This is a genomic window from Streptomyces sp. AC550_RSS872 (genome assembly GCF_019049285.1).
Lineage (GTDB): Bacteria > Actinomycetota > Actinomycetes > Streptomycetales > Streptomycetaceae > Streptomyces.
This window is the reverse complement of sequence record NZ_JAGMUL010000120.1, coordinates 91252-104385: the sequence shown is the minus strand read 5'-3', so window position 1 is coordinate 104385 and position 13134 is coordinate 91252. Positions and strand designations below refer to the sequence as shown.

The 13134-nt window shown below is 70.1% G+C and carries 12 protein-coding genes; all 12 read left to right on the top strand.

The window, feature by feature from the left end; all coding sequences use genetic code 11:
* Positions 1–25 precede the first annotated feature (25 nt).
* The 12 genes from KUM44_RS33445 to KUM44_RS33395 all read left to right on the top strand — a co-directional run bounded on the left by KUM44_RS33445 (position 26) and on the right by KUM44_RS33395 (position 13131).
* On the top strand, positions 26–1309 hold the full coding sequence (locus KUM44_RS33445; RefSeq protein WP_217213508.1) for a sugar ABC transporter substrate-binding protein: 1284 nt from the start codon (positions 26–28) through the stop codon (positions 1307–1309).
* A gap of 6 nt (positions 1310–1315) precedes the next feature.
* Entirely contained in the window at positions 1316–2266 is a 951-nt protein-coding gene (locus KUM44_RS33440; RefSeq protein ID WP_217213507.1) for a carbohydrate ABC transporter permease, read from the top strand.
* The gene (locus KUM44_RS46085) at positions 2266–3201 is read left to right on the top strand and encodes a carbohydrate ABC transporter permease (protein WP_254390484.1); all 936 of its coding nucleotides are present in this window, start codon (positions 2266–2268) and stop codon (positions 3199–3201) included. The genes KUM44_RS33440 and KUM44_RS46085 overlap by 1 nt, the downstream gene beginning before the upstream one ends.
* Entirely contained in the window at positions 3198–5726 is a 2529-nt protein-coding gene (locus tag KUM44_RS33435; protein WP_308402785.1) for a beta-galactosidase, read from the top strand. Before KUM44_RS46085 ends, KUM44_RS33435 begins: the two co-directional genes overlap by 4 nt.
* A gap of 316 nt (positions 5727–6042) precedes the next feature.
* The gene (locus tag KUM44_RS33430) at positions 6043–7158 is read left to right on the top strand and encodes a Gfo/Idh/MocA family protein (RefSeq protein WP_217213505.1); all 1116 of its coding nucleotides are present in this window, start codon (positions 6043–6045) and stop codon (positions 7156–7158) included.
* Positions 7155–8072 (top strand): PmoA family protein, encoded by a 918-nt coding sequence (locus tag KUM44_RS33425; protein WP_217213504.1) that lies wholly within the window; start codon positions 7155–7157, stop codon positions 8070–8072. Before KUM44_RS33430 ends, KUM44_RS33425 begins: the two co-directional genes overlap by 4 nt.
* Positions 8066–8818, top strand: coding sequence for a cupin (locus KUM44_RS33420; protein ID WP_217213503.1), 753 nt, complete (start codon positions 8066–8068; stop codon positions 8816–8818). The genes KUM44_RS33425 and KUM44_RS33420 overlap by 7 nt, the downstream gene beginning before the upstream one ends.
* Positions 8819–8889: 71 nt before the next feature.
* A complete protein-coding gene (locus KUM44_RS33415) occupies positions 8890–10173 on the top strand; it encodes an ABC transporter substrate-binding protein (protein ID WP_217213502.1) in 1284 nt (427 codons plus the stop codon).
* On the top strand, positions 10170–11114 hold the full coding sequence (locus tag KUM44_RS33410; RefSeq protein ID WP_217213501.1) for a carbohydrate ABC transporter permease: 945 nt from the start codon (positions 10170–10172) through the stop codon (positions 11112–11114). Before KUM44_RS33415 ends, KUM44_RS33410 begins: the two co-directional genes overlap by 4 nt.
* Entirely contained in the window at positions 11111–11977 is an 867-nt protein-coding gene (locus KUM44_RS33405) for a carbohydrate ABC transporter permease (RefSeq protein WP_217213500.1), read from the top strand. The genes KUM44_RS33410 and KUM44_RS33405 overlap by 4 nt, the downstream gene beginning before the upstream one ends.
* Positions 11978–11982: 5 nt before the next feature.
* Positions 11983–12573: a hypothetical protein gene (locus tag KUM44_RS33400; protein WP_217213499.1), complete on the top strand. Its 591-nt coding sequence runs from the start codon at positions 11983–11985 to the stop codon at positions 12571–12573.
* Between the two features lie 105 nt (positions 12574–12678).
* On the top strand, positions 12679–13131 hold the full coding sequence (locus KUM44_RS33395; RefSeq protein ID WP_217213498.1) for a phospholipase: 453 nt from the start codon (positions 12679–12681) through the stop codon (positions 13129–13131).
* Positions 13132–13134 lie beyond the last annotated feature (3 nt).

Below are 13134 nucleotides of genomic sequence, written 5' to 3'. Positions count from 1 at the left end.
CGCCTTTTCATCGAGGAGTCGTGCCATGCCAGTTGACAAGGTCCAGATGTCGCGCCGAGGGTTCCTCGGGCTCTCCGTCGCGGCCGGGGTCGTGACACTCACTGCCTGCGGTTCGGGGAGCGGGAGTTCGAGCGGGCCGCTCGTCATGACCGTCTGGGGCGGTGACGCCGACCGCAAGACGTACCAGAAGCGCATCGACCTGCTGGTGAAGAAGTACCCGGAGCTGAAGGTCAAGCTCCAGCTGATACCCAGCGACGCGTACGCCCAGAAGGTGCAGACGATGATCGCGGGCGGCAGCGGCCCGGACATCATGCAGGTCGCCGAGAGCGTCAACACCTACTCCAGCAAGAACCAGCTCCTGCCCCTCGACGACCTCGCCAAGAAGGCCGGCCTCGACACCGGGAAGAGGTTCGGTCCGGTCGGCTCCATCTACACGTACGAGGACAAGCTGTACGCGATCCCGGACCGCTCCGGCGCGATCACCGTGTACTACAACAAGGACCTGTTCGAGAAGAAGGGCATCGAGGCGCCCACCGCCCAGTGGACCTGGGACGACGCGCTCGACGCCTTCAAGGAACTCACCGTCCCCGGCAAGCAGTGGGGATACACCGGCGCCGAGTGGTTCCCGCAGTGGTGGAGCCTCGCGTACCAGAACGGCGGCACCATCATCGACGCCAACGGCCGCCCCGCCGTCGACAGCGACGAGGTCGTCGAGGCGTTGCAGTGGGCCGGTGACCTGGTCTTCAAGCACAAGGTGGCGCCGAGCAAGGCGGACTACGCCGACATGGGCTCCGAGGTCGGCGGCGACCAGGCCTTCCCGATGCAGAAGTGCGCCACGCACGCCAACGGCTTCTGGGTCACCGCCGGTCTGACGGACGCCAAGTTCGCGTGGGACATCGCGCCGATCTGGCGCGGCAAGAAGCAGGCCGTGTCCGCGTTCGGCAGCGGCCTCGCCATCTCCCGTACCTCCAAGCAGCGCGACAACGCCTTCAAGGCGATCGACTTCCTCACCTCGGACGCGGCGCAGCGGCAGATCATCGATGACGGCGAGGACGTACCGGCCAGTCTCGCGGTGCAGCAGAGCGACGCGTTCCTCAAGCCTGCGTGGATGAAGACCGACGTCAACATGGGCGCGTTCGCCGAGTCCAGCGACTTCATCTTCCGCGCGCCGTTCATCCCCGAGTGGAACGAGATGACGTCGGCCATCGACTCCGGGCTCGCCAACTTCTGGCTTGGCAAGGAGAGCGCCAAGAAGGCGCTGACCGGCCTCCAGAAGGACCTCGAGTCCATTATCAAGTCCGCGGGATGACCGGCGATGGCGATCCTCTCGAAGACGGCCGGAGCGGCGGTCCCGAAGACCGGGACGTCCTCGAAGCGGCGGCGCCGTGAGGCGCTCTGGTTCTATCTCTTCGTCTCACCGTGGGTGATCGGGTTCCTGGTCTTCCTGTTCGGGCCGATGATCGCGTCGGTCTACTACTCGATGACCGACTGGGACTCGTTCACCTCGCCCACCTGGATCGGGCTGCACAACTACGTCACGCTGATCACCGACGACCCCAGGTTCTGGAGGACGTTGTGGCACACCTTCTACTACGCGGCCGTCTCGGTCCCGCTCGGTCTGGTGCTCGGCCTGTGGCTGGCGAATCTGCTCAACAAACAGGTACGCGCCCGGAAACTCCTGCGCACCCTGATCTATCTGCCGACCCTGGTGCCGCTCGTGGCCACCGCGATGATCTTCCGCCAGGTACTCGCCCCGAACGGCCCGCTCAATGACGGGCTCGGCCTGTTCGGCGTCTCGGGCCCGGCCTGGCTGCTCGACGGCGACTGGGCGATCCCCGCGCTGGTCGTGATGTCGGCGTGGAGCGCGGGCGCCGCGACGGTGCTGCTGCTCGCCGCCATGAAGGGCATCCCGAAGGAGCTGTACGAGGCGGCCGAGGTCGACGGCGCGGGCGCGGTACGGCAGTTCTGGAGCATCACGCTGCCGCACCTGACCCCGATCATCTTCTTCAACCTGATCATGGGGATGATCGGCGCCTTCCAGGTCTTCGCCCAGGTGTACATCCTGGTGCCGAAGGGCAAGCTGCGCGCGGCCTACGACGGCGCCGAGACGATGGTGCCGTACCTCTTCGACGAGGCCTTCGGCAACTACCACATGGGCTATGCGTCGGCGATCTCCTGGCTGCTGTTCCTCGTGGTCCTCGTCTTCACGCTGATCGCATTCCGCACCGCCCGGCGCTGGGTGTTCTACGAAACCGAGGTGAAGTGATGACCGGCCTCCTGACCACCCCGGCGCCGCAGCGGACGAAGGAGAGCGGCGTGCCGCGCAAGCCCCGTGGGGGACGGGGCCCCGGCACGGTACGGGCGTTCCGGGCCACCCCGTTCACCTACGCCACGCTGATCGTCGTGGCGGCGATCCTCACCATGCCGCTGGTGTTCGTCGGCTCCATCGCGCTCTCCAGCGACGCGACGGTGAACACCAACTCCTTCACGCTCTTCCCGACCGAGTTCCACTGGGAGAACTTCAGCCGGGTCTTCGGCTCCGAACTGCCGATGGGCCGCTTCCTGATCAACTCCGTGATCATCTCGCTCTGTTCGGTCGCCGGACAGATGCTCTCCAGCGGTCTGGTCGGCTACGCCTTCGCCCGGCTGCGGGCCCCGGGCAAGAACGCGCTGTTCCTGATCGTCATCGCCACCATGATGATCCCGACACAGATCACGATGATCCCGCAGTTCATCCTCTTCCGGGACCTGGGCTGGGTGAACAGCTATCTGCCGCTGATCGTGCCGAACTTCTTCTCCAACGCCTTCAACGTCTTCCTGGTGCGGCAGTTCGTCTCCCGGCTGCCCAGCCAGCTCGACGAGGCGGCCATGGTCGACGGCCTCGGCTTCTTCGGCATCTACCGGCGGATCATGCTGCCGATGCTGTGGCCGGTGCTGATCGCGATCGGCATCTTCACCCTGACCCACACCTGGGGCGACTTCATGGGCCCGCTGATCTATCTCAACGACGAGTCCAAGATGCCGCTGTCGCTGGGCATCCAGTACATCACCAGCACCTCCGCGGCGGGCCAGTCACCGGCGTGGAACCTGGTCATGGTCGGCTCGGTCCTGCTCGCCCTGCCCATGATCATCGTCTACTACCTGGGCCAGAAGTACCTGTACGAGATGGACATCAGCGGCGGAAGCGCGGGAGTGAAGTGACCACCATCCATGTGGACGGCCAGGGCGTGTGGATCGACGGCCGTCCGCGCACGCTGCTGTGCGCGTCCCTGTTCTACTTCCGTCTCCCGAGGGAGCAGTGGCGCGCGCGGCTGGAACAGGTCAGGGCGTCGGGGTACACCTGCGTCGACGTCTATCTGCCCTGGAACTTCCACGAGTTGGCGCCCGGTCGCTGGTCCTTCCGGGGCCGGTGGGACGTCGCCGCCTTCCTGGACCTCGCGCAGGAGGCGGGCCTGTACGTCATCGCGCGGCCAGGCCCGTACATCTGCTCCGAGTGGGACGGCGGCGCGCTGCCCGCATGGCTGGGCCTGGACCCGGAGCTGAAGGTCCGCCAGAACGAGCCCCGCTATCTGGAGCAGGTCACGGCGTGGTTCGACCAGGTGCTGCCGCTGCTGGCGGAGCGCCAGTACGGGGCGGGCGGTTCAGTGATCATGGTGCAGCTGGAGAACGAGCTGGACTTCTTCGACTGCGCGGACCGCCCCGGTTACCTCACAGCCCTGCGGGACACGGCACTTCGGCACGGCATCACCGTGCCGCTCATCGCCTGCTCCGGCCAGGGCGACCTCGCCGGCGCCACCGGGGACGTGGACGGGGTCGTACCGGCCTGCAACTTCTACCCGGACGACGACTCCCCGGACATCGAGGCCGAGGTGCGCCGTTACGCGGCTCTGGTCGCGGAGCGCGGGGTGCCGCTGCTGGTCACCGAGACGAACCGGCGCCACCGGACGCTGCGGCGGCTGCTGGCGAGCGGCGCCAAGCTGATCGCGCCGTATCTCCAGTCGTCCGGCTGGAACTTCGGGTACACCCCGTCGAGCGGCAACTGGGGGCGCCCCGGCAACCTCATGAGCCACGGCTACGACTTCGGCGGATACGTCACCTCCACCGGCCTGGAGCGCCCGGAGTACGCCGAGGCGCAGGTACTCGCACGGGTCGTCGAGACCTGGGGCCCTCAACTGGCCCTGGCGACACCGTCGTTGCACACGGAGCTGAGCTGCGACTTCCCGACGGGCTCGGTCCCGGCGGCGCTGGACCTTCCCGAGGGCGGCCGGCTCGTGGCGGTACCGCATCTCGGGACCGAGCCGGGCACGGCGGTCGTCCAGGGAGTGCCCGTCGCGGTGGCGCCGGGATCGTGCCCCCTCATGGCGGTGGACGTACCGCTCGCCGAGGCCACCCTGGAACTCGCCTCGGCGGACCTCGTGGCGCGGACGGACCGGGTGCTGGTGTTCTCCTCCGACGTGCCCGTCACCGTCGTACTGGACGGGACACGGACCGAGATCCCGGTGTCCGGACGGGAGACCGTGGCTGGGACCACGCTCGTGGTGCTGTCGCCGGCCGAGGCCGCGCGGCTGCGGTCGGTCGACGGCGACGGCACCGTCCGGCTCGCGGAGCCTTCCGAGAAACCCGCCGCCCGGCAACCGGCCGCCGTACGCGAGGTGCGACGGCGCTCCGAGGCGGCCCCCGAGCAGCCGGCCGGTCAGCACGAACTGCCACCCGCCCTGGAGTCGCTCGGCGTGTACCGGGGACGCGGCGCCTACCGGACCACCACGGACCTGACCGGCGTCGACGAGCTGCTGCTCACCGACGCCGCCGACATCGTCGATCTGTCGGTCGCGGGCCGGGCGCTTGCGACGGTCGCCGGATTCGGTGCGGCCCGCCGCATTGACGTCCGGGATGTGACGGGGGCCGCCGCGATCGAGGCCGTCGTGGAGATCTGGGGCCACGCCAACTTCGACGATGCCCGTCTGCCCGCGCTCTGCCTCGGCGCGCTGCGGGGCCTCGGCACCCTCTGGAAGGTCCGGGACACCACGGACGTGTCGGCCCTGTGGACGGTGCACGGCCACTGGGCCGGCACTCCGGCGCCCATCCGGGTGCTCGTAGGCTGGAGCAGCACCCGCGTCGCGGCACCGCTCACCTACACCCGTACCGTCCACTCGCCCACCCCGTCGGCGCTGCATCTGCGCGGGGTCGTCGAACCGCTGCGGGTGAGCGTGGACGACGGGGAGCCGGAGACCGTCCACGCCGAGAACCCCTGGGTGCTGCTGACCGCCGGCACCCACCGGATCTCCGCCACGCTGCCGCACCACCCGAGCGGCCTCGGCCTGCGCGCCGAACTGCTCGCGCTCGACGCCGTACGGGACTGGTCGTGCGCGGTGCAGGACGACGAGCTGCTGACCGCGTTCGCCGTCGGATCCGGCCGCACGGAGGAGGTACGGTTCCCGCTGGCGCTGAAACCGGGGGAGGAGGCATGGCTCGACGTCGACCTGCCGGCGTCACCGGACGGATTCCTGGTCCGGCTGGACGCCACGCAGGTCCGGGTGACCGGATGGGCCGGCGGAGAGTGCGTGGGGCGGGTCTGGGCGGGCGACCGGCCCGACTTCTCGGGCGGTGACCCCGACGCGCTCTGGGTACCGCCGAACTGGCCGGGCCTGACCCTGCTCGCGCAGGGTATCGAGGGGCGTGAGACGCCGGAGATCCGGACGCTGTGGCTGGGGGGACCGACCGACTGAGGGGGGAGTACGGGTGGCCCGGCACCCGGCCCGGGTGCCGGGACCGCCCAGCCGATCGGCTGACGCGGGCGCCCGACGGCCCGTCGCCGTGCCGGGTCGCGCCACGCCACCGCTCCTTGGCCATTCGTGATCTTCATCCCGTTTGAGCGCCCGTCCGGAAGGGGAGCGTGCCCGGGGTGAGCCGAGCCGAACAGGTCAGGCTTTGCTCATGTCGCCGCAGAGGGGTTGTCCTGACATTCGCTCCCTGCCTAGGGTCGCCCTCGAAGTGCAAGCGCTTTCTGAGCGGGCTGTCCGCCGGCCGTCCGAGGAGTACCGCATGTCCCCACGCCCTGCCCGCCGCCGCGTCGCCGTGATCGGCACCGGCGCCATCGTCAGCGGGAGCCATCTCTCCGCCCTGAGACACCACGCGGACCGGGTGGAACTGGTCGCCGCCGTCGACGTGGACCAGGCCCGGCTGGACGCCTTCCGGGAGCTCGCGGGCGAGGATGTCGCCGGGTACACCTCGACCGGTGAGATGCTGGACGCCGTACGCCCCGACCTGGTCCTGATCGGCACGCCGCCGTCGCTGCACCGGGAGCAGACGGTCGCCGCGCTCAAGGCGGGCGCCTGGGTGCTGTGCGAGAAGCCGCTGTGTCTGTCGCTCGCCGAGTACGACGACATCGCGGCGGCCGAGGAGGCGTCGGGCGCGTACGCGTCGGTCGTCTTCCAGCACCGCTACGGCTCCGGCGCCGTGCACGCCCGGGAGCTGATCGCGAGCGGTGAACTGGGCACCCCGCTGGTCGCGCACTGCCAGACGACCTGGCACCGGGACGCCGCGTACTACGCGGTGCCGTGGCGCGGGAAGTGGGCCAGTGAGGGCGGCGGGCCGACGATGGGGCACGGCATCCACCAGTACGACCTGCTGCTGCATCTGCTCGGGCCGTGGGCGGAGATCCGGGCGATGGCCGCCCGCCTGGTCCACGACACCGAGAGCGAGGACGTCTCCACGGCCCTCGTCCGGTTCGAGAACGGCGCCCTCGCCACCGTCGTCAACAGCGTGCTCTCCCCGCACGAGGTGAGCCGCATCCGCATCGACTGCGCAGACGCGACGGTCGAGCTCACCCACCTGTACGGCCACCGCAACGACGACTGGGCCTACACCCCCGCCCCGCACGTCCCCTCCGAGCGCGCCACCGCCTGGCGCACCCAGGCCACGGACCTGCCCAGTTCGCACACGGCACAGCTCGGCGCCCTCCTCGATGCCTACGACAACGGTGTCCGGCCCCCGGGCAGCGGACCCGACGCCCGGGCCACGCTCGACTTCGCGGCCGCCCTCTACAAGGCCGCGTTCACGGGCAGCCCGGTGCACGCGGGCGAGATCCGGCCCGGCGACCCCTTCTACCCGGCCATGCACGGAGACCACCCCCACTGGGCCCCCAAGGAGCGCGCATGAGCATCCGCGTCACCCACGCGCACGGCGACCACATCGCCGTCACGGCCGCGAACGGCACCGAGATCCTGCGGTACGTCTACCGCCCCGACCCGGAGGCCTTCGAGTCCCGCAAGCCGTACGCCCATCCCGTGCGCACCCTGGCCGGACATACCGTGACCGGCTACCGGCCGAGCGACCACCGCTGGCACAAGGGCCTTCAGATGACGGCGAGTCATCTGTCCGGGCAGAACTTCTGGGGCGGCAACTGCTATGTCCACGGCCAGGGTTATCTGCCCCTGCCCGAGCGGGTCGGCTCCATGCGGCACGACGGCTTCGGCGAGTTCACGGTCGAGGACGACCGGCTCGTGTTCACCGAGGAGCTCACCTGGGTGGCGAACGGCGGCGAGGAGTGGGCGCGCGAGGTGCGCGGACTGACCGTCCACTCGGTGGACGAGGAGGCGGGTGCCTGGGCGCTGGACTGGTCGATCCGGCTCACCAACACCCGTGCCGAGCCTCTGCGGTTCGGATCCCCGACCACCGAGGGCCGGGAGCTGGCCGGTTACACCGGACTCCAGTGGCGCGGCCCGCGCGACTTCACCGGCGGGACCGCCTTCGCGCCGGAATCCGACGCCGACGCCGACAAGTTGATGGGCAGTCAGGGCCCGTGGCTCGCCTTCACCACCGAGCACGACGACATCGACGGGCACTCCACGCTCGTGTTCGCGCACGCGCCCGAGAACGCGGAGGCCATCCACGAGTCCCACTGGTTCGTGCGCTCCGAGCCGATCCCGACGGTCGCGTTCTCCTGGGCGTTCTTCGAGGAGTTCGAGCTGCCTCCGGGCGAGTCCTTCGCCTACCGCTACCGCGTCGTGTTCGCGGACGGGGCCTGGGACCGGGAGCAGGTGGCCGCCCACCTGGAGGGAATGCCGTGGTGAAGCCGAACCTGCCCCACCCGCTGCCCGGCGCCGTCGGCCTGTCCCACCTCAGCGCCTACGACTGGGAGGCCGCCGACGGCGTGTGCGGCGGCAGCCCGCATCTGCACCTGGTCTGCACGGAGGCGTACGTCGTGACCGGCGGCCGGGGCGCCGTGCAGACGCTGAGCCCCGACGGCTACCGGGACATCCCCCTGGAGCCGGGCTCGGTCGCCTGGTTCACGCCCGGGACCGTGCACCGTATGGTCCAGGGCGGTGATCTGCGGATCACCGTGCTGATGCAGAACAGCGGGCTGCCCGAGGCCGGGGACGCCGTCTTCACCTTCCCGCCCGAGGTGCTCGCGGATCCGGAGCGGTACGCGGCGGTGGCGGCCCTGCCACCCGGCACCGGACCGGACACGGCGGCCGCCGCGCGGCGCCGCAGGGACCTCGCCGTGGAGGGCTACCTCCTGCTGCGCGAGGCGCTCGTCGCCGGTGACAGCGGCCCGTACGTGGCGTTCCAGCGGGCCGCGGCCCGGCTGGTGCGCGCCAAGGTTCCGAACTGGCGGGAGCTGTGGCGGGCGGGCGCGCTCGCCACCGTCGAGCGCACGGGTGCCCAGCTCGACGCGCTGGAGGCGGGCGAGCCGGAGTATCTCGCCGACGCGACCGCGCACGAGGCCGGGCCCACCAGGCTCGGCGGGTTCGGGATGTGCGGCCGCCGGGACGAGTACAACCTGCCCGGGGTCACGCTGCCGTACCAGGGCGAGTAGCTCGCCCAGGGGAGCGAGGGGGGCCGAGGGGGGCCAACAGAAGGACCGAGGAGAAAAGAGGTGACCTCGGCATGCCCGGACACAGGACAAAGGGGTTCTGCGCGTCGGCCGCCGCACTCGCGCTCTGCGCGATGCTGGCCGGCTGTGGAGGATCCGGGGAGTCGGTCGGCGGCGGCAAGGTCGTGCTGCGCTACACGTGGTGGGGCAACCCCGACCGCGCGGAACGCACCGAGCAGGCCGTCGCCCTGTTCGAGAAGCAGCACCCGGACATCCAGGTGCGGACGTCGTTCTCGGCCTACGAGGCCTACAAGCAGAAGCTCGCCGTCCAGGCCTCGGGCGGCGACGCCCCCGACGTGATGCAGCTCGACTACCGGCAGATCGACCAGTACGCCTCCGGCGGCGTCCTGCTCGACCTCGCCGAGCAGAAGGCTGTATTGCGCACCGGTGAGATCGACTCCGGTCTGCTCGCCACCGGCCGGCTGGACGACACGCAGTACGCCATCCCCCAGGGGCGCGGCACCGAGACCGTCGCGTACGACGTCGAGGCGTGGAAGGCGTCCGGTGTGCCGCTCCCGGGGAGGAGCTGGACCTGGAGCGAATGGGCCGACGCCATGCGGGCGTTGGCGAAGAAGACCGGCAAGCCCGGCGCCACCGACCCCGGCCAGAGCGAGGACTGCTTCGAGGTGTGGCTGCGCGGTCAGGGCAAGTCCCTCTACACGAAGGACGGCGGGCTCGGCTTCACCGCCGACGACCTGACCCGCTGGTGGACCTTCACCGACAAGCTCCGGCGCGAGGGCGTCGTCTCGCCCGCCGAGCAGACCACACAGCTCGACGGCTCCGTGGAGAACACCCCGCTCGGGCGCGGCGAGGCCGTCTCCGACGCCAACTGGGACGCCCCGGCCAGCGGTTTCCTCGCCCTCATACCGACCGGCGTCGCGCTCGCTCCGATGCCGTCCGGCGAGGACGGAACCCCCGGCCAGTACTTCAAGCCGTCGATGTTCCTGGGCGTGGGGGCGGGCACCGGTCACCCGAAGGAGGCGGCCCAGCTCGTCGACTTCCTCATCAACGACGAGCAGGCGGCGAAGATCCTCGGCGCCAGTCGCGGTATCCCCGTCAACGAGTCGATCCGAGAGGAGACCGCACCGCAGCTCAAGGACTTCGACAAGACGATCGCCGACTACCAGTCCTCCCTGGAAGGCACGCTCAAGGACCCGCCACAGGCCCCGCCCTCAGGCGACAACGCCCTCCAGGCCACCTTCCAGCGCGACTACGACCAGGTGTCGTACGAGCGCCTGTCGCCGCGCGAGGCGGCCGAGAACTACGTCACCGAGGCGAAGGCGGAGCTGAGGTCATGACCACCACCGACATTCCCGCGCCCGCCGCCAGGAAGCCGGGGGCCACCCCGGCACCGAAGCGCCGCCCCAGGCGCGAAAGCCAGGGCCCCGCCTGGGTGTTCCTCTCCCCGTGGGTGCTCGGCGCGATCGTCCTGACGCTGCTGCCGATGGCCGTGTCGCTGTACCTGTCCTTCACGGACTACGACCTGTTCAATCCGCCGCGCTGGGTGGGCCTGCGCAACTACGTCCAGATGTTCACCGAGGACCCGCGCTACTGGCGCTCGGTGGTGACCACTCTGACGTACGTCGTCATCGCCGTGCCCCTGCAACTGGCCCTCGCGCTGGCCGTCGCGCTCGCCCTGAAGTCCATGAAGCGCGGCAAGGGCTTCTACCGGTCGGCCTTCTACGCCCCCTCACTGCTGGGCGCGTCCATGTCCATCGCCCTCGTCTGGCGAGCGGTCTTCAACGACGGCGGCACCGTGGACAACCTGCTCGGCACCGGCGGCTGGGTCAACGAGCCCGGCTGGGCGCTGCTCGCCGTTGCCCTGCTGACGGTGTGGCAGTTCGGCGCGCCGATGGTCATCTTCCTCGCCGGGCTCCAGCAGATCCCGGGCGAGCTGTACGAGGCGGCCGCCGTCGACGGGGCCGGGAAATGGCGGCAGTTCGTGTCCGTCACCGTGCCGATGCTGTCCCCGGTGCTGTTCTTCAACCTCGTCCTCCAGACCATCCAGGCCTTCCAGGTCTTCACGCCCGCCTTCGCGCTGAGCGCCGGCAAGGGCGGCCCCGCCGACTCGACCCTCGTCTACACCCTCTACCTCTACGACCGCGGCTTCGTCGCCTCCCACATGGGCTACGCCTCCGCCATGGCCTGGGTCCTGCTGATCGTCATTGCCGCTGTCACGGCGGTGCTGTTCGGCACCTCGCGCTCCTGGGTCTTCTACGCTTCCGAGGGGGACCGATGACCAGCACCACAACTCCCGTCGTCCGCAAGCCCGTTGCCTGGGGCCGAATCGCCCTGCACGCCGGCTGTCTGGCCGCGCTGCTGGTCATGCTGTACCCGTTGGCCTGGCTGCTGGCGACCTCGCTCAAGCCCGCCGACGAGGTCATCGCGAGCCTCGACCTGCTGCCGAGCCATCTGGAGTGGTCCAACTACTCCACGGCCCTGGACGGCGTCAACGACGTGTCCATCTGGCGGCTGCTGAGCAACTCGCTGCTGATCGCGGGGGGTGCGGTCCTCGGTAATGTGATCAGCTGCTCGCTCGCCGCCTTCGCCTTCGCGCGCCTCAGGTTCCGCTTCCGGGGGCCGCTGTTCGCGTTCATGATCGCCACGATCATGCTGCCGCACCACGCGGTGCTGATCCCGCAGTACATCATCTTCAACGAGCTCGGCCTGGTGAACACCTACTGGCCGCTGATCCTGCCGAAGTTCCTCGCCACGGAAGCCTTCTTCGTCTTCCTCATCGTCCAGTTCATGCGCGGACTGCCGCGCGAGCTGGAGGAGGCGGCCCGGATCGACGGCTGCGGTCCGTTCCGCAGCTTCTTCAAGGTCGTCCTGCCGCTCACCCGTCCCGCGCTGATCACCACGGCGATCTTCACCTTCATCTGGACGTGGAACGACTTCTTCACCCAGCTCATCTATCTCTTCGACCCGGACAAGTTCACCCTCACCCTCGCCCTGCGGTCGTTCGTGGACGCGTCCAGCACCTCGGCGTTCGGCCCGATGTTCGCGCTGTCCGTGATCGCGCTGCTGCCGATCGTGCTGTTCTTCCTCGCCTTCCAGCGCCTGCTGGTGGAGGGCATGGCCAGCTCCGGGCTGAAGGGGTGAGCGGCATGGGAACCCGTGAGCCGGGCGAGGTCTTCGGACCCCGGATGACCCTGTTCGCCGACGTGCTGAGCGTCGGCCTCGCCACGGCCGTGGCGTGCCTGCCCGTCGTGACGGTCCCGGCCGCGCTGTCGACCGCGTGCGCGGTGCTGCGGGGCGCGGGGGAGGGGCAACCGGCCACCGCGGGGCGGTACTTCGCGGTGCTACGGCGGCGGCTGCGGGCCGGTGACCTCGCGGCGGGCGCCGTCGCCCTCCTGGGCGCCCTGCTCTTCGCCGCCGATCTGGCGCTCGCCGGCGCCGGGCTGCCGGGGGCACAGCTGTTCGCGGTGGCGGCCGGTGCCATCGGTGCGGCCGCCCTGGCCGTGGGCCTCGGGGCCTGCGCCCGCCCCGAGTCGCTCACCGACTGGCGGGCGGCGCTGCGGGAGTCCGCCGGGGACTCGGTACGGGACCTGGGAGGCAGCGGGCTGGTGCTGCTCGCGGTGGCCACCGGGGTCCTGTGCGCCTGGATGCTGGTGCCGCTCGCGTTCCTCGCTCCTGGGCCGTTGGCCTTGGCGCTGACCGCCGTTCATATCCGACGGGCCGGCATGTCCAAGAGTTAAGGGCGCATTTGAGGTACATGCGGTGTGAAGGATGGTTGGCGCGCCCATCATCTTGTCATGAACCTGCGGCTCGATGGACGGGTCGCAGTCTCATGGAGGTGTGGAATGCACCGCAGACTCGCCACCGCACTGACCACCTCGACCCTGGCCCTCGTCACGGTCCTCGGCGCCGCCTCGGCCGCCGAGGCCGCGCCCGCCGACAAGCCCCAGGTCCTCGCCAGTTGGACCCAGACCAGCGCGTCCAGCCACAACGCCTGGGCCGCGGCCCGCGCCCACCAGTCCGCCTGGTCCGGCTACGGGTTCGACTGGTCCACGGACTACTGCTCCTCCTCGCCCGACAACCCCTTCGGCTTCCCGTTCTCCACGTCCTGCGCCCGCCACGACTTCGGCTACCGCAACTACAAGGCGCTGGGCACCTTCAGCGCCTACAAGTCGCGCCTCGACAGCGCCTTCTACGAGGACCTCAAGCGCGTGTGCGCGGGCTACGGCGGCGGGACGAAGGCCGCCTGCAACAGCACCGCGTGGACGTACTACCAGGCGGTGAAGGCCTTCGGCTGACAC